Source organism: Desulfovibrio simplex (assembly GCF_055387835.1).
Genome location: NZ_AP042377.1, coordinates 2,203,442 through 2,224,152, shown reverse-complemented (window position 1 = coordinate 2,224,152; position 20,711 = coordinate 2,203,442). Strand labels below are relative to the sequence as shown.

General features: G+C 59.4%; 15 protein-coding genes and 1 tRNA gene. 5 read left to right on the top strand and 11 right to left on the bottom strand.

Going from position 1 to position 20,711, the window contains the following annotated elements; all coding sequences use genetic code 11:
• Nucleotides 1–10: 10 nt before the first annotated feature.
• The 3 genes from ACZ5DH_RS09225 to ACZ5DH_RS09215 form a co-directional block, all read right to left on the bottom strand.
• Nucleotides 11–1,921, bottom strand: a complete 1,911-nt coding sequence (locus ACZ5DH_RS09225; RefSeq protein WP_464254008.1) for an EAL domain-containing protein — start codon at nt 1,919–1,921, stop codon at nt 11–13.
• Nucleotides 1,922–3,104: 1,183 nt separating this feature from the next.
• Entirely contained in the window at nt 3,105–3,251 is a 147-nt protein-coding gene (locus ACZ5DH_RS09220) for a hypothetical protein (RefSeq protein ID WP_464254007.1), read from the bottom strand.
• 425 nt (nt 3,252–3,676) lie between these two features.
• A complete protein-coding gene (locus ACZ5DH_RS09215; protein WP_464254006.1) occupies nt 3,677–4,447 on the bottom strand; it encodes a hypothetical protein in 771 nt (256 codons plus the stop codon).
• A gap of 498 nt (nt 4,448–4,945) precedes the next feature.
• On the opposite strand from ACZ5DH_RS09215, the gene dsrO reads away from it, so the two are divergent.
• From dsrO to ACZ5DH_RS09200, 3 genes are read left to right on the top strand one after another with little or no spacing between them, the layout of a single operon-like run.
• A complete protein-coding gene (gene dsrO / locus ACZ5DH_RS09210; protein WP_464254005.1) occupies nt 4,946–5,716 on the top strand; it encodes a sulfate reduction electron transfer complex DsrMKJOP subunit DsrO in 771 nt (256 codons plus the stop codon).
• A gap of 1 nt (nt 5,717) precedes the next feature.
• On the top strand, nt 5,718–6,710 hold the full coding sequence (locus ACZ5DH_RS09205; protein WP_464254004.1) for a polysulfide reductase NrfD: 993 nt from the start codon (nt 5,718–5,720) through the stop codon (nt 6,708–6,710).
• A gap of 12 nt (nt 6,711–6,722) precedes the next feature.
• Nucleotides 6,723–9,845, top strand: a complete 3,123-nt coding sequence (locus ACZ5DH_RS09200) for a molybdopterin dinucleotide binding domain-containing protein (protein ID WP_464254003.1) — start codon at nt 6,723–6,725, stop codon at nt 9,843–9,845.
• Between the two features lie 443 nt (nt 9,846–10,288).
• Here the strand turns inward: ACZ5DH_RS09200 and ACZ5DH_RS09195 are convergent, their stop codons facing one another.
• The 8 genes from ACZ5DH_RS09195 to ACZ5DH_RS09160 all read right to left on the bottom strand — a co-directional run bounded on the left by ACZ5DH_RS09195 (nt 10,289) and on the right by ACZ5DH_RS09160 (nt 17,805).
• A complete protein-coding gene (locus ACZ5DH_RS09195) occupies nt 10,289–11,125 on the bottom strand; it encodes a carbohydrate ABC transporter permease (protein ID WP_464254002.1) in 837 nt (278 codons plus the stop codon).
• On the bottom strand, nt 11,122–12,006 hold the full coding sequence (locus ACZ5DH_RS09190; RefSeq protein WP_464254001.1) for a carbohydrate ABC transporter permease: 885 nt from the start codon (nt 12,004–12,006) through the stop codon (nt 11,122–11,124). The genes ACZ5DH_RS09195 and ACZ5DH_RS09190 overlap by 4 nt, the downstream gene beginning before the upstream one ends.
• Nucleotides 12,007–12,077: 71 nt before the next feature.
• Nucleotides 12,078–13,361, bottom strand: a complete 1,284-nt coding sequence (locus tag ACZ5DH_RS09185; protein ID WP_464254000.1) for an ABC transporter substrate-binding protein — start codon at nt 13,359–13,361, stop codon at nt 12,078–12,080.
• A 145-nt stretch (nt 13,362–13,506) separates the two neighbouring features.
• Nucleotides 13,507–14,559: an ABC transporter ATP-binding protein gene (locus tag ACZ5DH_RS09180; protein WP_464253999.1), complete on the bottom strand. Its 1,053-nt coding sequence runs from the start codon at nt 14,557–14,559 to the stop codon at nt 13,507–13,509.
• A 554-nt stretch (nt 14,560–15,113) separates the two neighbouring features.
• Nucleotides 15,114–15,189, bottom strand: a tRNA-Thr gene (locus ACZ5DH_RS09175).
• Nucleotides 15,190–15,259: 70 nt separating this feature from the next.
• Complete coding sequence (yjgA, locus tag ACZ5DH_RS09170; RefSeq protein ID WP_464253998.1) at nt 15,260–15,895, bottom strand: ribosome biogenesis factor YjgA; 636 nt, start codon at nt 15,893–15,895, stop codon at nt 15,260–15,262.
• An 8-nt stretch (nt 15,896–15,903) separates the two neighbouring features.
• The gene (locus tag ACZ5DH_RS09165; RefSeq protein ID WP_464253997.1) at nt 15,904–16,815 is read right to left on the bottom strand and encodes a 4-hydroxybenzoate octaprenyltransferase; all 912 of its coding nucleotides are present in this window, start codon (nt 16,813–16,815) and stop codon (nt 15,904–15,906) included.
• A 159-nt stretch (nt 16,816–16,974) separates the two neighbouring features.
• On the bottom strand, nt 16,975–17,805 hold the full coding sequence (locus ACZ5DH_RS09160) for a MogA/MoaB family molybdenum cofactor biosynthesis protein (RefSeq protein WP_464253996.1): 831 nt from the start codon (nt 17,803–17,805) through the stop codon (nt 16,975–16,977).
• A gap of 152 nt (nt 17,806–17,957) precedes the next feature.
• On the opposite strand from ACZ5DH_RS09160, the gene queF reads away from it, so the two are divergent.
• Both queF and murJ read left to right on the top strand, forming a co-directional pair.
• The gene (queF, locus tag ACZ5DH_RS09155; protein WP_464253995.1) at nt 17,958–18,458 is read left to right on the top strand and encodes a preQ(1) synthase; all 501 of its coding nucleotides are present in this window, start codon (nt 17,958–17,960) and stop codon (nt 18,456–18,458) included.
• A 459-nt stretch (nt 18,459–18,917) separates the two neighbouring features.
• Nucleotides 18,918–20,684 carry a murein biosynthesis integral membrane protein MurJ gene (gene murJ / locus ACZ5DH_RS09150; RefSeq protein WP_464253994.1) on the top strand — a complete coding sequence of 589 codons (1,767 nt, stop codon included), beginning with the start codon at nt 18,918–18,920 and terminating at the stop codon, nt 20,682–20,684.
• Nucleotides 20,685–20,711: the final 27 nt, after the last annotated feature.

Sequence of the window (20,711 nt, the reverse complement as noted above, 5' to 3'; positions counted from 1 at the left end):
GGTGCGGTTGTCATTTCGTGCTGGCTTCGGCTGCGGGGGTATCCTGGCAGTCGTCAAACATGTAGTTGTTGCCCGCCAGCTGCTTGCAGCGCTTTTTCAGGCTGGCGGCGGCCCGCGCCAGGTCAAAGCTGCTCTGAAAGCAGGTGGCGCATACGCCCACAATGGTCAGGGACATGAGGGGAAAGCGCTCTTCCTGCTGGTTGCGGTTTTTGCCTTCAATGTAGCCGTTCTGGAAATCTTCGGCGTTGTAGTAGGCGGACACGCCCTGGGCAAAGGCGCTGATGATGCCCTGACAGACCTTTTCAGCTTCGGAGCGGTCAGTGACGGCTATGAAATCGTCGCCGCCGATGTGCCCCACAAAATCCCCCTGAGGCGTGTTCTCGGATATAATGGACGCCAGGCGCTTGAGGGCGCGGTCGCCGTTTTTGAAGCCGTATTTGTCGTTGTAAGCCTTGAAGTTGTCGATATCGAAGTAGAGAACGCTCTTGTCCAGGTTGAGCCGTACAAGGCGTTCCAGCTCAATGTCGATGAGGGCGTTGCCCGGCAGTTCGGAGAGGGGGTTGAGCTGGCGCGCGTTGGCCACCTCAAGCTCGATGCTTTTTTCAAGCAGTTCGCGCACGGTGACGATGCCCACGTATTTGCCGTCGCGTGTGACGGTGACAAAGTCGTAGATCTGGTTGTTCTCGCGGCGCATGGCATGGCGGGAGACGACGTCAATGGTGGTCTGGTGGTCGACGCTTAAAAATCCCCTGTCCATGACCGAAGCGACGGTTTTTCCGGCAAAGAGCGAAAACCCGAAGCGCCCGCTTAACTGACGGTGCAGGCGGTGGCGCATGACGGTGCCCACGGGCTTGCCCTCGTCCACCACGCACAGGCCTTGCAGACTGTCGTCATGCTCAAAGCGCTCGGCGGCCTCCAGCACAGGCAGGGATGGGGGAATGGTGAAGCCGGGGCGGATGATGTGCCGCACGTGGAACTTGTGTACGCGCGCGCCGAAAAAGCGGTTCTTTATCTTGTTTTCGCGGTGGATGAAGCGCACCACATGTTCCGTAATGGGCTGCGGATGCAGTGCGGGGCGCTGGATGAAGTAGCCCTGACCGTAGGGCACGTCGAAGCTGATCAGGGTCGCCATTTCTTCTTCCGTTTCAATGCCCTCGGCAATGATGCGCGTATTGGTCAGAGAGGCGAATTCCTGCATGCTCTTGATAAGCGCCTGACGGGTGAGGTCTTTGTCCACACCGCGGATGAGGCGCATATCCAGCTTGATGAAGTGCGGCTGCACATCTGAAATGAGGTTGAGGCCGGAATATCCGGCCCCCGCGTCGTCGATGCTTATCTGGTAGTTCTGGGCCTTGTAGTGCTCGATGATTTTTTTGAAGCCGCGCAGGTTGTCCACGGATTCGCGTTCCGTGATTTCAAAAACCATGTCTTCGGCGCTGAGGGCAAAGCGGGTGAGGTATTCCTTGGTAAAGCCCACGCCGAAATGCGGATCCTGTATAATGTTGGGGTTGACGTTGAGGAACAGGCGTATGCCCGTGGCGATCTGCCGTGCCGCCCTGAGGGCGCTGTAGCGGAACAGGTGTTCCAGCTCAAGCATGCGTCCGTGGCGCAGGGCCGCGTTGATGAGGGCTTCGGGACTTTCGAGAGGGTTGCCCGCAGGGCCGCGCCCCAGCGCTTCAAAGCCAAAAATGGAGCCGTCCCGCAGGGAGATTATGGGTTGCAGCACACTGTGGATGCTTTTGTTATGTAAAATATCCCACAGGGCCTGTCGTTCCTCCGCTGCCAGCGCGGTTGCGCGCGCGGCGGCGCGTGCGGCGGCCCGCATGGCGGCCAGAGGTTTTTCCAGGGGGCGCGGGCCCGGGCACAGGACCAGCGGTTCATTGCCGGAAGCAGGTGGGTTTGGCACTGACGGCGTGGGCATATATGCAGTCTCCGGTAGGATGATGGATTGCCCAAAGAAGTAGCGTTCCAATATGACAATACGGTGACGGTATGACAGGTTTTTGCGTAAGGTGGCGGTTGGGGCGTGTTGCGGGGTGCTATTCGTAATAATTTGTAATATAAATAATTATTGTTTTGAATGCAGAGTCTCACGCTGACAAATGTTACGGTCGGGCGCGGCGGCCGATGGGCGCGCGCAATAATGACACAAAGCGCTGACTGGCCCTGCGGCATAAAATTGCGCGATTTCAGAAGAATTTTATTTTAAAAACAGCGCAGCGGCGTTTCTGGGGCAACACGTCCCGGCGGCGCACGCAGGGTTTGCCCCTGACCTTTGACGATCTGTCGTGCAAGGCAGGGCATGTGCACTGGGCAGGGCATATGTGAAGGGAAGGGTATCGCGGCTGCGGACAGGCGCGCGCTTATGGAGAATTGTCGTGCAGCGCGTGGGGTGCCGGACGGCGCAAAAAAAGTGCGCCCCTGAAAAGCATCGGGGCGCACATGGGTGTCGCGCATTGAAGGGCATGCGGCCCAGCCGCAGGCCGCCAGGGCTGGGCACGTATTGTTGAAAGAATGCTATTGAAAGACTGTGCCGTTGCGGGCACGAGACCTCTTTGCCCCGGCTTGCCGGGTCATCCGTTTTTTCGTTGTTTCGCTTTTGCTTTTCTGCGTTCATCTTCTTCAAGCTGGGCACGCCGCTTGTCGAAGGGCACTCAGCCACAATTCATGCGGTCTATGGGCAGCCAGCCTTTTTTGAGGGCAAGCAGATAGAAAACTGCAATGCCGCCAAAGACCAGCAATAAAATCAATATGTCTGCCATAGTGTCTCCTGCCAGATCAGATTACCTTTGAAATGCTTCACATTTCAAAGTTTTCATGCAGCCGAAAAATGCGATTTTCGGCTGCCGTTAGCGGGTCTTTGCCGCTTACGGATAACCAATGCTGTCTTTGCGGCAGCCGTTGCTTTAGCCGTTGTGACGCAGGCTTCAGCCGTTGCGACGCAGGAAGCTACGGATAAAGACAGCCTGAGTAACTACACCGTTCACTCCATACAATCGCTGTCGCCATTCGTAAGGCTCGCAGACTCGCCAACGACTGCCGCGAAGCTACGGATAAAGACGGCAATGAGTTACGCAAAAATCTTACCTAAAGGTTCGCTGTCGTTATCCGTAAGCCGCTGACGCTGCAACGGCTAACGCGCCCGCAGGGCGTACGGATGGCGACAGCGATTGTATGGGGCAAGCCGTGTCGTTACACGTGCTGTCTTCAAGGGTAGTTTCCTGCGTCACAACGGCTGAAGCCTGCGTCACAACGCTTGAAGCATCCGTCGCTTCCTGCGTCGCAACGGCTGAAGCCTTCGTGAATCCAGCCACCTTACGGCGAGTCGCACTTTCGTGCAGGGGCGGAATATGCGCCCTTTTCAAGGGTAACATGTTCTACGCGCTGAGAATGCACATTCTCAACATCGGCCTGCTTCAGGATAGTGCAGAAGAGTGGAAAGTACCGTGGTTCAGGTTTGTGCATGCAAGACCTTTATCCATAGCTCATAACTATGGTTGAGGCAATGCAATGGTGAGGAGCGTAGCGCGTATGAAGCCCTGGCAAATCGTGCCTGCCGGGGCCTTGCGCTGGAGGAGCCACGGGCAGGGGGTGGAGGAATGATTGCAAACAGCGCCGCAGTACTCCGTGTTGCCAGGTTCAGGAGCCGCGCGGCCGAGGTAAAAGCAGAAAGGCATCAGCCCAGGGAAGAGAGTATTCCGCCCCGGCTGCGCAATAAAGGATCAATTTCATCCGGCAGAGCGTTTTTTGCCGCGCGGGCAAGTATTTCAGCCTGCTCATTCATAAAACTTTGTTCACTTGTATACGACGTTGCCAGCGACGTGTAATTTGTATTGAGCGCGGCAAGGATATTGCCGTAGTCTGCAAGAGAATCCGTAAGCGCCGTCAAATCCGCAGGCAGGATGGTGCTCAGGTCTACCGTCGTCAATTCTTTCAGTCCTGACAGATTATACAGGGTAAATTTTGAGGTTCCATAGCCCAACTGTATTGGCACTGTGGCCGTGGCGCCATCAGTGCTGACTGTCAGGCGCTTGTCCGTGCCCCAGCCAGCACTGTCCAAAAGGGATATGCCGTTGTATTGCGTGCCGGATACCGTGGCGGCAAGTGTGGTTGCCAGGGTTTGAAACGCGGGGCCTGCCGTGGCGCTCTGGCTGGGGTCTGCCTGCACTTTTTGAGCAAGGGCAAGCATTTCAGCCAATGTGGCGCTCAGGGAAGAGGCTGCGTTTGCGATACTGTCTGCCATGGCGGCAGCCTCGGAGGCATTTTGGGCGCCTTGCCGGAGCATGGCGGAGTTGCTCCTGATTTTTCCTGTCAGAGCCTCGGCCATCATCTGCCTGCCGGACTTGCCGCGCGGCGCTGTTGCCCGCTGAGGCATGTTATCAAGCAAAAGCTCCAGGCTGCCGCTTTTCAGGAACGAATACGCCATGAGTTGATCAAAAAAATCCATACTACGCCTCTGCTGCTTTTACTGGTCAAAAGTCAGGCACCTCAACCTGATTATCGGCAAATCCCGATAAAGCGTTAGCTGTGCATGCCGGAACTTGAATGCCGCGCGACCAGGAAGCTCGATGCAGCGTGAACCAGCGGGCAGGGTAGCGGCTGGGCATGGCCTGAGGCTTGGCGCCGACAAAAAATAATTCGGCAAAAGAGTAAGGGCATGCCCTTGATCGCGATCAACGTCACAAGAACAATGTTGTTGCCGGCATCACTTTACCCGCACCGCCACCTTGATGCTCTTTTTATATCAATGTGAAAAAACAGGTAAAATGTTTCCGTAATAGTCCTTGATCCATAAGCATGGCTGTATTTTACGACAGGATTGGTGATATTGACGCGCTAGTAGCGCCAGTAGCGCCATGATTGTGCACAAAATGCCAATGTTGACACGGAAACCCCCTCTTCATACAAGACCAAGCTATACTATTATGCGTCAGAATGGGTTCGCATGTGTAATAGCGACTATCCTGGTATAGCATATCTAGCTGTAAAAATTGGAGACTTGATGCAACGTCGAACATTCCTTTCTCTTTGCTGCGTCAGTGCGGCTTCGCTGCTTCCGGGCCGCGCATTTGCCGAGGCGGGTGAGAGTAAATCTCGATACGCCATGGTGATTGATTTGAGGCGTTGTGTTGGCTGTCAGTCGTGCACGGTCTCGTGCGGGGTCGAAAACGCCGTGCCGCTGGGGAACTTCCGCACCACGGTGAGCGAATATGCCATGGGCGGCGTCCCCTCGGAGCACAAAGAGCCCTCGGTGGCCGTCATCCCCCGTCTGTGCAACCATTGCGAAAATCCCCCGTGCGTGCCCGTGTGCCCTGTGGGCGCCACGTTCAAGCGAGCAGACGGCCTCGTATTGATCGACGCCGCAACCTGTATCGGCTGCGGGTTCTGCGTGCAGGCCTGCCCCTATGACGCCCGTTTTCTGAATCGGGAAACCCACACCGCAGACAAGTGCACCTTTTGCGCTCACCGGACTGCCGCCGGGCTTCTGCCCGCCTGTGTGGAAAACTGTGTTGGCGGCGCGCGAATTTTTGGCGATCTGCGCGATCCCAAAGGCTCTGTCAGCAAAATGCTGGCCGCGTACAAGGGCAAGGTTGTCGTTTTGTATCCCGAAAAATCTACCGATCCTCATGTGTTTTATCTTGGCTTGGACAGGTTTTTTACCCGCTCGGATTCCATTCCGCAGCCAATGCCTATCACACCGTTGGAGAGGACGTAGCATGCACGAACTTATTGACCTTGTGCCCTTTGTCAACAGGCCGGAGTGGGGCGCGTGGGAACCTCTGGCCCTGACCATGATTCTTGCCGGAGGCGTGAGCGCTTTTGGCGCGGGGCTCGCCGCCCTTCGCCGGGCAAAGCCCTTTATGGTGCATGTGCTGGCGCTGGCAAGCTGCATTTCTCTGGCCTGCGGGCTTATGGGCGTATTTGTGCCGCTTGAGCAGCCCTTGCGCGTATGGGAATTTGCCGCACATCCCTCATTCAGCTCCTGGACAGCCTGGGGGGCCTATATTCTGCCCCTCTGCCTTGTGTGCGTTCTGACAGTGCTCTGGCAGAGCGGCAGGGAACAGGCCGCCAATCGTGCCGTGGCCCTTGCTGCGGCAGCCCTGGGCATTTTGGCCATGGCCTATGCCACGGGCGAAGTCCGGGCCTGCGTGGGCCGGGTTCTCTGGGTCGGGTACTGGTCGTCGGTGGTGCTGACCGCTGCCGGGCTTGCGGCTGCCAGCGGTCTGGTTCTGCTGATCTGGCTGCGCCTGCGTTTTGATGATTTTAATCGCGGTGGCAGCCACGCTGTACCATTACTGAAGCTTGGCAGTGTGTGCCTGATGTTGCAGTTGCTGTGCGCTGTGCTGGCCCTGCTGGTGCGTGCGCCGCAGGGGTATGCCGCCTTTGTGGGTATGTGGTGGCACGCTCCTGAGGCCCTGTCGGCCCTGCTGGCCCTCTGCACACTGCTGCTCGGCAGCGGCAGTCTGGCCCGCCTTGCGACCAGAGGCTCGTTTGCGCTGCTTTCCGCCATACTGCTGCTGTGGAAGATCATTCACATGGGCGAAATATTCGGGCGCAACGCTTCGCTGTATCCCGCGCGCGAAGCCTTTGCCGACCTCCTCACGCTGGACGCGCTGGCCGCTTTTGGCGGCACCGTTGGTCTGATGGTTGTTCTGGCGACGGTTCTGCCTGTCCTGCTGCCTTCCGCCTCCAAGGCCAAACAAATTTAGACGGATACACTGATGGACAACAACAAACGCAATCTTTTGGGCGCAGGCGCGGTGATTCTTGGCGCGGGCGCGGTGGCCGCCGCCACTGCAGGCGCAAGCAAAAAAATTATTGGTGGCGTAATGAACGGCACCGCCGGTGAACCGGTGCGCGACCCCATCAACAAAAACGCCCTGCGGCCGGAATTTACCGTGGCCGAAGACGGCGCTGTGGCGCTGGGCAAGGGCAGCCGCGTTGCCTTTAACCATTGCTGGGGCTGCTGCACCATGTGCGGCGTGCGCCTGCACATTGACGAAGCGCAGGACAAGGTCGTTCGCGTGGCGGGCAATCCGTACAACCCGCTTTCCGCATCGCACGCCGTGCCCATGAGCATGCCTGTGAGCGAGGCGCTGCGCGGACTTTCTGCCCGAGGCAAGGGGGAGGAAGAACCCACGGGGCATGAACGCCGCTCTACCGTTTGCGGGCGCGGCGCGGCCATGATTGACGCCTCGGCAAGCCCTTTTCGCATTACCCACTGCCTCAAGCGGGTGGGCAAACGCGGTGAAGGCCGCTGGAAGACCATTCCCTTTGAGCAGCTTGTTGAAGAAGTGGTTGAGGGCGGCGACCTTTTTGGCGAAGGCCACGTGGACGGGCTGCGGGCCATCCGCGAAACCCCCGGCCCGGCCAGTCCCCAGAACCCGGAATTCGGACCGCACTCCAACCGGCTGCTGCTGACCTATGCGCTGGATGATGGCCGCGAACGCTTTTTCTTTCAGCGTTTTGGCGTACAGTCGTACGGTACGCGTAATTTCGGCAAGCACGGCGCGTACTGCGGCCTGTCGTTCCGCATGGGCTCCGGCCTTGTGCTGAATGATATGGCTACCAACACGCACGCAAAACCGGATTTTGAAAATTGCGAGTTTGCCCTGTTCTGGGGCACCGCGCCCGCGCAGGCGGGCAATCCCTTCAAGCATTCGGCGCGCATGCTGGCGGAGGCCCGCACCAACGGCAAACTGCACTATGCCGTGGTGGACCCGGTTCTGCGGTTTTCCACCACCGACGCCGTACGCGACAAGGCCCGCTGGATTCCTGTGCGGCCCGATATGGACGTGGCCCTGGCTCTGGGCATGATCCGCTGGATACTTGAAAACGAGCGCTACGACGCGCACTTTCTCTGCCGCCCCACGCTCAAGGCCGCCACGGATGCCGGCGAGGCCGCTTTTTCCAATGCCACACACCTTGTGTGTCTTTCAGGCCCAGAACAGGGCAAGATACTGCGCGTGCCGCCGCAGGCCGATAGCAAGGGTCCGGACGGAAAGCCCCTGCCCGGTGAAGCGCTTGTGCTTTCGCCCTCTGGCGAGTTGCTGGCTGCGGACAAATGCGCGGAAGCGGCGCTGTTTTTCAACGGCGAAGTGACGCTGCCGGGCGGCGCACGGGTTCAGGCCGCCACGACCCTGCAGCTGCTCAAGGAAGAAGCCCTGGCGCATTCACTTGAGGAATATGCGGCCCTGTGCGGCGTTGCCAGCGAAACCATCATTGATCTGGCACGGGAATTTACCGCCCACGGTAAAAAAGCGGCGGCGGACGCTCATGGCGGCATGATGACCGCCACTGGCATGAACGCCACCTTTGCCGTTCTGACCCTCAATACGCTCATCGGCAATCTCAACGCCAAGGGGGGCTTGTGCGTCGCGCCCGGTAATTTCCACAATCCCGCCTTTTCCGGTCCGCGCTACAATATGGCGGATTTTCCCGGCAAAAAGGAGCCAAAGGGTTTTCCGGCCAACCGCTGCAAGGCGGCGTACGAAAAATCCACTGCCTACAAGCAGAAGGTTGAGGCCGGGGAATCCCCTTATCCTGCCGCAATGCCTTGGTTTCCGCTCACTGCGCCCAATCTGCCCGCCGAGCACCTGCTGGGCCACGCCAACGGCTATCCCTTTACCTTCAAATGCTGGATCAACTGGACAGGCAATGTGATTTACGGTCATGGCGGGCTCAAGCGGGCGCTGGACGCCAAGCTGAAAGACCCCAAGGATCTGCCCCTCATTGTGGGCATTGACGCCTTTCATAACGAAACCAACGCCTATGCGGACTATCTTGTGCCAGACCCCTGTCTGTATGAGGTGTGGGGCGGCTTTGCCGAAGCATGGAGCGGCGTGCTGACCCGCATGTCCACGGCGCGCTGGCCCGCCATTGAGCCGCGTCAGCAAAAGTCGGCCTCCGGACAGCCCGTATGCATGGAGCTTTTTTTGATCGAGGCAGCCAAGCGCATGAATCTGCCCGGCTTTGGAGACAAGGCCATTCCTGATGCCTCTGGCGAACTGCACCCGCTGCACACGCCGCAGGATTATTATTTGCGCCTTGCCGCAAATATGGCCTTTTTCAAAGGCAAAACCCTGCCTTCACCCACTGAGCAGGACGTGAAGCTTTCGGGCATCGGCCGCATAATGGCCGATATTATCAAGGTGCTTGAGCCCGAAGAGCAGGGGCCTGTGGCCTATCTTTACAGCCGTGGCGGGCGCTACGAGCCTGCTGCCGACAGCTATGAAGGCGACACGACCAAGAGCCGCTGGACGCGGGCCATGTGCATTTATAACGAAGAAGCGGCCACAGCCGTGCATTCGCAGACCGGCAGGCATTACAGCGGTATTCCGCGACTGCGCGATGCGGAATTTACGGACGGAACCCCCTTGCGCGCGCGCTGGACGGACAAGGAATATCCCCTGCTCATGGTGTCTTTCAAGTCCAACCTCATAAACTCCTACGCCATCATTTCGCCGCGTCTGCGCTCCATCAAGCCGGTCAATATGGTGATGGTCAACAAGGACGATGCCCATGCGCTGGGTATTGCCCATGGCGACATGGTGCGTCTGGTCACGCCCGGCGGCGCGGAAACGGCGCAGGCCACCGTGACGGACGGCATCATGCGCGGTGTTGTGGGTGTTGAGCACGGCTTTGGGCACAAGGCTCTGGGGGCAGGGGACATAGTGGTGGACGGCGGGCGCATTGTCGCGCTCAAAGGGGCCGCAGCGGGCGTCAACCTCAATGACCTTGTGCCGGACGACCCCAGCCGCAAGGGCTTTTCCGCCTTGACGGAAAGCGATTCCGGCAGTGCCGTGCGCCAGGGCATCCCCTTGCGTATTGAAAAACTGGCCTGATTGCCGCGCATTAAGCGTAAAGCCCCAACGGCTGCCGAACCGGCGACCGTTGGGGCTTTTTTGCTCAGATTAGACCAGATTAACTTTGAGAATGGACATTCTCAAAGTTTAAGACACGCATGCTTCGGCGCTTAACAGCGCAAATAAATAGCGGTGCTGTCTTCATCCGTAAGCCCTGCGGGCAACGGCTGAAGCTGCGCTTACGCCTTCGCTGCGGGCGCCTGCTCACGCAGTCGCCAGAGCAATTTCAAAGTGAAAATGCTCTAACATTGAGATGGTGTGATGCCTGAAAGGCACAGTCTCTGTATCCCCCCGGCTTCCAATCAGAAAACGCATTCTATCACACTAAAATACAATAAGAGTTTTAGGGGGTGTGGGTGTGGGGGAGGGACCCTTTTGCAAAAGGGTTCCTCCCCCACAGGACATTTCAAAGTTGCCTTGCCCTATTTGATGCCAGCCCGCATGAACGACTGGACAAACTGCCGCTGGAACAGCAGAAAGGCCACCAGCAGCGGGCCGGAGGTCATAAGCGTGGCAGCGGTAATGATTGTCCAGTCCACGCCCTGTTCCGTGGACGAGAATATCTGCAGGCCAACTGTAAGCGGCCGTGAATTGACGGAATTGGTCACAATGAGCGGCCAGAGAAAGTTGTTCCAGTGCGTGCTGATGGAAACCAGGGCATAGGCCGCGTATGTGGGCTTGGCCAGCGGCACGTACACGTGCCAGAGCACCTGCAGGGTGTTGGCCCCTTCCACGGCGGCGGCTTCTTCCAGTTCCTTGGGTACGCTCTTGAAGGTCTGCCGCAGGAGAAAAATACCAAAGGCAGAGGCCATGTAGGGCAGGCTGATGGCAAGGGTGGAATCAAGCACGCCGATCTTGGACATGGTGGAGTAGTTCTCCACCACCAGCACGTCGGGCATGATCATGAGCTGCATGAGAATAAGGGCAAAGGCGATGCCCTTGCCCTTGAAATCGTACCGGGCAAAGGCGTAGGCCGCCAGGGTGCAGAGCACAAGCTGCATGCCCGTGGTCAGTGTAACCAGCATGATGGTATTGACGAAATAGCGGGCAAAGGGCGCGGCCTTCCAGGCATTGGCAAAATTTTCAAGCGTCAGCGGGGCCGTCAGGCTGAAGCGGGTAGAAAACTCCGCCGGGTGAAAGGCTGTCCAGATGGCGTAAAAGAGCGGCAAGGCCCACAGAATGGCAAGCATCCAGGCTGCAGTGGTGTCCAGCACACGCGAAAACCCGCGGCTGTCGTACATATTGCGCTGTTCGTTCATCTGTAGTGCACCCTCTTTTCAATGATGCCAAACTGCACAAAGGCGGCTAGCCCCAGAAAGGCCAGCAGTATCATGGTCAGCGTTGCACCATAGCCCGTATCCCAGAATTTGAAGCTGGTTTCGTAAATATAGTAGAGCAGCAGCGACGTGGCGTTGTTGGGGCCGCCCTGCGTGAGCACAAAGAGGTGATCCACCATGCGGAAGGCGTTGATGGTGGCGTTGATGAGCACAAAAAGCGTGGTGGGCATCAGCAGGGGGATGACCACGCGGCGGTAATAGTAGGAGCGCGATGCGCCCTCAAGCATGGCCGCCTCAGCCAGGCTGGGCGGGATTTGCTGCAGGGCCGCGAGGTAGAAGATCATGAAGAAGCCAGCGTCCTTCCACACGGCAACGGTGATGACGCAAAACAGGGCGGTCTGCTCGCTGCCCAGCCAGTTTATGCCTGTGGTCGCGCCCAGAAAAAAGCGTAATTGCTCAAGCAGGCCGTAATCGGGCGTGTAAAAAAACAGCCAGATGTTGGCAACGGCGATCATAGGCAGCACGGTGGGCACAAAGTAGCACAAGCGCAAAAATGCCTGCCCGGTCAGCCGCGCATTGACCAGAAAGGCCATGAGCATTGCCAGCGACATGGAACAGGGGATGGTGCAGAAGGCAAAGATGAGATTATTGCGCAGCGATTTGAGAAAGACCTCGTCATCCAGCAGATAACGGTACTGCTCAAGCCCCACGAACTGGGCTGGCGCTCCCCCCCGGCCATCCATAAAAAAACTGTGGATAAACGTGCTCACCGCAGGAAAATGCGTGAACGTCACCACCAGGGCAAAGCCGGGTAGCAAAAGCAGCCATGCGTTGATTTGCCGCATGGTTTCCGGTTTGAACATAGGGCTGCTCTCTTGCATCTGATAAAATTCTGAAAAGCTGCCAGGGGGATACCCCCCTGGCAGCACAGTACTTACTTCTGGTAGCGGCGCAGAATGCGGTCGGCTTCGCGCTGGGCGTCCTTGAGGGCGGCGTCGGACTTCTTGGAGCCGTTAACGGCGGCCTGAATGGCGTCATCCAAAGCCTTGGTCACGCGCTGGTTTTCGTGGGTGGAGAGCTCAGGCACGGCGTAGGCCAGCTGATCGCGGGCCACGGCGGCATAGGGAAAGCCCTTGACGTAGTTTTCCATACGTTCGGTCTTCCACGCATCGGGGCGCACGGCCACATAGCCGGTGTCGATGCCCCACTGGGCGGCGCGTTCGGCGGTGGTCATCCACTGCACAAACTTGACGGCGGCCTTGCGTTCTTCGGGCGTGGAGTTTTTGAAAATGTAGAAGTTGCCGCCGCCGGTGGGCGAGCCAAGGCGGGCATTGGCGGGCAGCATGCCCACGCCGAAGGGGAACTTGGCGTTGGTGCGCACGTTGGTGAGGTTGCCTGTGGTGGTCCACATGATGGCGGTTTTGCGCTCAAAGAAATCGCGGGGCGTGGTGGACCAGTCAATGGTGCCCTTGGGCGACACTTCGTACTTGTAGGCCAGATCGGTGAGGAACTGCAGGGCCTCGATGTTCTTGGGATTGTCGAAGAAAACCTTGTTGCCCGCGTCGTTCATCAGCTCAACGCCGTTGGTGATGGCAAGGGCCTGGAGCATCCAGTAGGCATAGCCGGTGCTGGGGATGGCAACGCCCCACTGGGTGACTTTGCCGGATTCATCCTTCTTGGTGAGCTTTTTGCCCATTTCGACCAGTTCCTGCCAGGTGGCGGGGCCTTTTTCAGGATCAAGACCGGCATCCTTGAACATATCCTTGTTCCAGTACATCACGATGGTCGAGCGCTGGAAGGGAATGCCCCAGGTTTTGCCTTCGGTCTGGCTGTTGCGCATGAAGCCGGGAAAGTAGTCCTTGGTAAAGGCCATGTTGTCTTTGCCCACGATTTCGTCATAGGAGACAATGGCGTTTTCGTCGATGAGGGTGAACATGTCGGTGGAAAGCAACACGGCCACGTGCGGCGGCTCGCCCCCGCGCTGGGCGGTAAGAGCCTTGGTAAGCGTATCGCGATAATTGCCCGAATATACGGGCGTGATCTTGATGTCGGGGTTTTCCTTCATGAAATCCTGGGTCATGCCCTCAACAATCTTGGTGATGGGGCCGCCCACTGAAACGGGAAAATAGAACGTGAGGTTGGTCCGGGCCGCCAGTGCGCTGCCAGCACTCAGACAGATACAGAAAATTGCCAAAAACAACGCGCGAATACATTTCATGGATTTCTCCTCAAAGGGTTAGGTGGCTGTACTCGTACTATGGTCTGAATGTTATTGATTGGGAGCAACTATTTATCAAAACAAGTAATTATACCAGAAGAACGGCAGTCTGCAGTGGCGTTCGCCGCCCAGGCAGGCCCGTGCCCTAGCCTGCGCACAGGCGCTTGCCTGATTCCGCCTCAAAAAAGTGCGTGGCATCGGCGGCAAAATTCAAGCGCAGCTTGTGGCCGATCTTGAAACCTGGGTTGCCCGCCAGCTGCACGGCCACCTGCTGCTGGCCCAGGCTGCATGCCAGCACGGAATCCGCACCAAGGTATTCCACACTCAGCACCTCGGCTTCCCACGGGCCGTCGTCCGTCACCTGAATATGCTCGGGGCGTATGCCCAGCGTGCATTCGGCGGCAACAGCGCCCGGTACGGGGCAGCATTCGCTGCCCTTGATGACCGCCTGCCCGTTGCACATGGCGACGCTCAAAAGATTCATGGGCGGCGTGCCGATAAAGCTGGCCGCAAAGGTGGTGGCGGGTTTGGAATACATGGCGACAGGGACGTCGTTCTGCACAATATGACCGTACTGCATCAGAATGATGGTGTCGGCCATGCTCATGGCTTCCGTCTGGTCGTGGGTCACATAGACCATGGTCATGCCAAGGCGCTGCTGCAGATCGCGGATTTCGCGCCGCATTTCGAGCCGGAGCTTGGCATCAAGGTTGGAGAGCGGTTCGTCCATGAGGCACACGGCCGCCTCGGCCACAATGGCGCGGCCAAGGGCCACGCGCTGCTGCTGCCCGCCGGAAAGGGCGGAGGGTTTTCTGTCCAGCAGGCCGGAGAGTCCGAGCACGTCAACGGCGTTGTCCAGCCGTCGGCTCTGGTCGGCCTTCGGCACTTTGCGCACCATGAGGCCAAAGAGAATGTTATCCCGCACGGTGAGGTGCGGAAAAAGCGCGTATGACTGAAACACCATGGCCAGATGGCGCTCCGCCGGAGGCAGGTCGGTAACGTCGCGGTCGCCAATGTAGATGCGCCCGCTGGAAACGTTTTCAAGCCCGGCTATAAGACGCAGTGTGGTGGATTTTCCACAGCCCGAAGGCCCGAGCAGCACAAGCAGCGAGCCTTCATTGATTTCAAAGGATACGTTCTTTACAGCGTGGGTTGCCCCCCACTGCTTACATACGTTTTCAAGACGTATTGCGGACAAATTCAACTCCTTTCATGGATGGCGCAACTGGGGGCGTGTCGGGTCAGATTTCAGGGGCGCGACACAAAGCCGTGTCGACTGTCTGGAGCAAATTTGATTTGAATGGCCACGTATTGGGACTTGTGGAAAGGACGCTATCACTGGCATTTTTTACATTCCAGACAGTAGTGTGACAGTTTTGCTACAAAGCCTGACTTAGCCGCAACATGCTGCCATAATTTTAAATAATAGCAAATCTAACAGGCAGATGCTGGCATGTTTGCAGCGCGCATTTCTGATTCGCATGTGGGCGCTGGGCGCAGCCTGACATGCAACGTGGCCAATGGCGTTGCTACTGAAAAAATGTAGCACACATCGCGGCCTTGCCACAACAAGCCTATTGCGCGGTAGTGAGCGGGAATGTCTCGGTATACGGCCAGCCGGGCGGCTATGCCATTGCTGCGGAGGCGCTGGCTGCGCCTCGCGTGGAGTGCCCGTCGAAATTGGGAATGTGCGCAGAGTCATGTGCACAAAAGAAAACGGGTCACTGCGTGAACAGTAACCCGTTGATTTCGTGGAGCCCTTGAGCAGGATTGAACTGCTGACCTCATCCTTACCAAGGATGCACTCTACCGACTGAGCTACAAGGGCGTTGTAACGAAGAAAGCTTTTAGCGCATGACTTCTCAAGCGTCAAGCATTTTTGCTGGAATAAGGCAAAATTATCCCTGTTCCGGGCGCACGGCGGCGGCTTGCGCGGTCAGCAGACCGTGCAGCGCCCGAAAGAGCGCCCTGCGGGCATGGGGCGCGGCCTTGTCGTCAATTTCCTTACGGGCCTGAAGCACAAGCTTGCGCAATTCCTCCGTGCCGAGGGGCCGTTTGCCCTTTGGGCGCGCGGCTTGCCCGCCATCCTGATCCGGGCCGGATTCTGGCGCACGGGGGCGGGGCAGGCTTTGCAGCAGATCGTCCAGTTCGGCCTCGGGGGCGGCAAGCAGGCGCTCACGCCACTGTTCGGCCCTGTGCAGGGCCGCTGTGGCGGCCGCGGAGGTTTCCTTGCGCTGGTCAAGAGCGGCCCGGATGGGTTCCGCGTCGGCTTCGCGCATGAGGCGGCCGATATACTGCATCTGGCGGCGGCGTCCTTCATGGTCGCGCAGGCGGGCATACAAGGCCAGGGCCTCGGCAAGGTCCGGGGGCAGATTCAGAGCCTGCGCTTCCTGCGGGGCAAGACGGGCCAGTTCTTCGCCCAGAGCCTGCAGGGCGAGGCTTTCCCGCTTTTTCGCAGAGCGGCTGGGCTGTGAAAAATCCGAATCGCCGTTATCGTCCTTGGCGTGCCATTGGTACTGTTTTTTGCGTGGCATGAAATGTCCTACAGGTAAATGCCCAAGATCACGCCGATCAGCACCACGGGCGAGATGATGCCGTTAAGCGTGAAAAAGGCCGTGTTCACGTGCCGCAGGTCCTGCGGCTTCATAAGCCTGTGCTCCACAAAGAGCATGGTGGTGATGCCAAGCCAGACGACATACCAGGGCCAGTGCAGACCGGCGGAAAAACCGGCGAGCAGCAGGAAAATGGACGTCATGGCGTGGGAAAAAGCCGCCAGCGCCAGCGCCGTGTCGGCGCCGCAGGTGGCGGGGATGGAATGCAGGCCAAAGGCCATGTCAAAGTCCATGTCCTGAAACGCATAGTAGATGTCAAAGGCGGCCACCCAGAAGGTGACGGCCAGAAACAGCAGCAGGGGGGGCATGGTCAGGCTGGACGGGCTTACCGAGAGCCACCCCGCCAGCGGGGCCAGGCCCAGGGTCGCGCCCAGCCAGAAATGGCACATGGCCGAAAAGCGCTTGAGTATGCTGTAGATGGCGGAAAAAATGAGCGCCGGAACCGACAGCCACAGGCAGACCTGATTGATGCAGCCGCAGGCCACCACAAAAATGATGGACATGAAGGCGCAAAAGGCCCAGGTCTGTTTGGTGGTGACGGCTCCTGTGACCAGGGGGCGGTTTTGCGTGCGCGGGTTGTCGCGGTCAAAGGGCAGGTCAACCAGACGGTTGAAGGCCATGGCGAATGAGCGTGCCGCCACCATGGCTATGGTCAGAAAAAAGAGGGTCCACAGCGGCGGCAGCCCACGGGCGGCCAGCACGGCCCCGGCCCAGGCGTAGGGCAGGGCAAAGACGGAATGCTCGATCTTGATCATGCGGCAGATATCGGTAAACTTGCCGAAGGGCGCTGACAGGGTGTCCACAGACAGGGACACCCGGCCGAGGGGATTTTTGAAGCGCATGGTTTCTCCTTGGGGCGATTTCGTATGCAGGACGCGCCTTCCTGATGTCCGTTCCCGCCCGACTGCTGGCATATGCCTGTGCGCGGCGCGGCCGCAGGACAAAACTGTTCCAGGGTTGACCGACAACCCGGAAAGAATGGATGGCTGTGTTGGTGCTGCCTAGCCGCCGCAGTCGACCGTATCGCCCTGAAGCTTGCCCAGGGCGTGAGGCAGGGCTGGCAGCACGGCCGCCAGATTTTCAATAACCGCCTTGCGGCTGCCCGGCAGGTTGATGATGATGCTTTGCCCAAGTATTCCCGCCGCGGCGCGCGATATGATGGCGTGCGGCGTTTTGGCCATGCTCGCCGCAAGCATGGCCTGACTGAAGCCGGGAAGGCTGGCGTCAAGCAGGGTTTCCGTGACCTGGGGCGTGATGTCGCGCGGGGACAGCCCCGTGCCGCCCGTGGTGCAGATAATGTCATACCCGTGGCTCAGGGCCAGTTCCGTGAGCAGGGCGCGCAACTGAACCGCCTCATCAGGCAGCACGAACCCCTGGCTGTGGCACAGGGGCATGGCTGCGGCCACGGCCTCGGCAATGGCGGGGCCGCTCAAGTCCTGGCGCATGCCGCGCGAACCCTTGTCAGAAAGGGTCACCCAGGCCAGGCTGTGCCCGTCCTTGCGGGGGGTCAGTTCCAGCGGCCCTTCGGGCAGATCGGTAAGCGCCGTCAGCAGCAGGCAGTGCGCGGCATGGCGCGTTGCGTCAATGACGCATGCCTGGGCAACACCGCCCTGGCTGACCGGCACGGCCAGCCAGACCCGCCCGGTCACCTTGAGCAGGGCCGTGCCGCAGGCGCCGCAAAGGGTGGTCCCTACCGCGAGCGTGGGCAGAGCCCACTGCTCCGGGGCCATGAGGCCATGGCCCGGCATATGTCCGTCAAGGGGCGCGCCCGCGGGCAGAAGCGGCAGGCATTGCCCGCGCTGGCAGGCGTGTAGGTGCATCAGAATATTCATGCATGCTCCGGAAAATCCGTATGGCTGGTATAGGATTCAAGTGTATAATAGAATATTGTAGCCGCAAGCGCGATGGGTTACAAGTCCCATACGCGCCCGCACCTTCTCGGTTTGGGATGGTGCCGGGCATCTTTTTCAAGGAGTTCAAAGTCATGACCACTCGTAGCCAGGATCAGACCCAGGACCTGAAGGTTCTTGGCACAGGCCGTCTTTCCACCCCGGAAGGGGGCCCGAGCGTGGCCCAGCTGGAGGCCTTTCCCAATTGTTTTCCGCAGCGTCCCTATGTCATCAGCATCAGCTTTCCCGAATTCACCTCGCTCTGTCCGGTGACTGGCCAGCCCGACTGCGGCACCATCACCGTCGAATACATCCCCGGCGAGCTTTGCGTTGAGTCCAAAAGCTTCAAGCTCTACATGTTCGCCTTTCGCAACCATCAGTCCTTTATGGAAACCATCACCAACAATGTGCTGGATGACCTGCGGACGCTTTTGCATCCCTGCTGGTGCCGCGTCAAGGGCCTGTTCGCTCCACGCGGGGGAACGCGCATCCACGTGTTCGCCGAATCCTTCAAGGATATGCCCGAAGAGCAGAACGCTCTTGTGCGCGAGGTCGTGCGTTCCTGGAAATCCGAGCCGGACCCGCATCGGCCCTAGACCAGATTAACTTTGAAATGCTTCACATTTCAAAGTTTTCATTCAGCCGAAAAATGCGATTTTCGGCTGAATTCACGCTACGTTGTGGCGCGCTGCACTTTCGTGCAGCGTTAGAGCATTTTACGAATGAAATGAGTTGACTGCTCTGCAAGGATTTTCAGGAAAATCCTTGCCACGAAATGCGAGTAGGCAGGCTTTTGCCTGCCGTACGCGAGCACTTCAAGTGTTAAATGCTCTGGATGTACAGTCTCAAGGGGTTCGCCATGCCCGTTTCGGCGCGTTACGTGCGGATAAACTGCGTGTACGTCTTCATGGCGAGCGACCATAAGGGCTGTCAGGTCGGGTAACGGGCTGACGGCCCGCGTCCCGATCACGTCCTTGTGGGGCGTATGCGGAGTGCGGCGGCCACGGCGTCCATTTGAAATGATGGTTCCAAAACCCGGTTTGCAGGCCATGTCAATGCACAGTCAGCAACAAAACACGCATGGCTCCGGCCTGGCCCGCACTGCGGCCCTTCTTGGCGGTTTTGCGCTTTTTTCCCGCCTGCTGGGGCTTGCGCGCGACATGAGCATGGCGTGGCTTCTGGGCGGAGGCGCGGCCGCAGACGCACTGGTGGCGGCCATGCGCCTGCCCCACGTGTTACGGCGGCTGCTTGGCGAAGGCTCCCTGTCCATGACGCTTACGGCCAGCCTGGTGCGTCTGCGTCAGGGCGACGGATTTCGTTATGGCGCGCGCCCTGACGCCTGTGACGGCGAGGCGGAAAAATCCGGCGACGCGGCCTTGCGGCTTCTGGCCCGCGCCATGTCGCTGCGCCTTGCTCTGGCGCTTTTGCTGCTGACCCTGCTGAGCCTGGCCACCGCGCCCTGGCTGGCCCGATTGCTGGCTCCCGGCTTCAGCGGACCGGAACTGGAGCGTACTGTGGTGCTGCTGCGCATCTGCCTGCCCTATGTGCTGGCGGCGGGCATGGCTGCGCTGGGCATGGCCCTTTTGCACAGCATGGGCGTATTCTGGCTGCCCGCCCTGTCTCCGGCTTTGTTCAATCTCGTCATGCTGCTTGCCGCTGTGGCGGCGGCATTACGGCTTTGTCCGCCAGCCGAGGCACTGGCGGCGGGCATGCTTTGCGGCGGTTTGGCGCAGTGGCTGGCGCAATGGCTGGCGGTGCGCCGCCTTTTGCCGGACAGTGCCCCCCGCGCGTATGCCACGGCTGCCAGTGAGAGCCGCACGGGCGTGCAGTCAGCCGCAAGTGCGGCGGATGCCCGTGCTGAGCGTGAGATCTCGGCTGGCGCATGGCGCTGTCTGGCCCTGCTGCCCGGAGGCGTTCTTGGAGCCGCCGCGCCGCAGCTTGCCATGCTGGCCGCCATGACGCTGGCTTCTGGGTTGGGGCAGGGGCAGGTGGCCGCCCTGTATTATGCCGAACGACTGCTTGAACTGCCTCTGGGGCTCGTGGGCGTCTGCCTTGGCATGGCCAGCCTGCCGACCCTGAGCCGACTGGCGGCGGAAAAAGATTTTACCGGGTTCGTGGCACAACTTTCCACGGCCCTGCGTCTGACCGTCATGCTCAGTCTGCCGGCGGCCGCCGGTTTGTGGGCAGTGGGGCCGCAACTGGTCACGGGACTGCTGGGGCACGGCGCTTTTGACAGTCAGGCCGCCAGGGAGACGGGCCTTGCCCTGCTGGCGTATGTGCCCGGCCTGCCCGCCTTTGCCTGCAACCGTTCGCTGCTGGCGGCCTGCAACGCTCTGGGGCTTGTACGCCGTACGGCCATGAGCGCCTTGTGGGCTGTGGGCGGCACACTGGCCGCCGGGCTTGCCCTGGCCCGCGTTCTCGGGCCGCAGCACAGCGGCATGGCTCCGGCGCTGGCCGTGAGCCTTGGCCTCTGGTTGCAGTGCGGTCTGCTGCTGGTCCTTCTGCAAAGGGCATTGCCAGACAATGACGGCGGCCGGATGCGGTCGCCGGGCCGCAACCGCTTTTGCGCGCCGCCCTGGTTGCCCGGCTGGAAGGATATGTGGCGGCACGTGCTGGCCGGAGGCCTTACAGGTCTCGCGGCCGAGGGGCTTGTGCGTTTTGCGGAACCCCTGGGGCTGTGGCCGTCGCTCTGTCTGGCCATTACGGGCGGCGTACTGGCCTGGATTCTGTGTCTGGGAATTTTGCGCGATCCTGACATGGCCCTTCTGGCAGGCCGCTTGCGCAAGAAGACGCGCGTCCATATAGTTGACGGCAACGCCTGAGAGGGCGCGCAATCCGTCTTTTGTGGA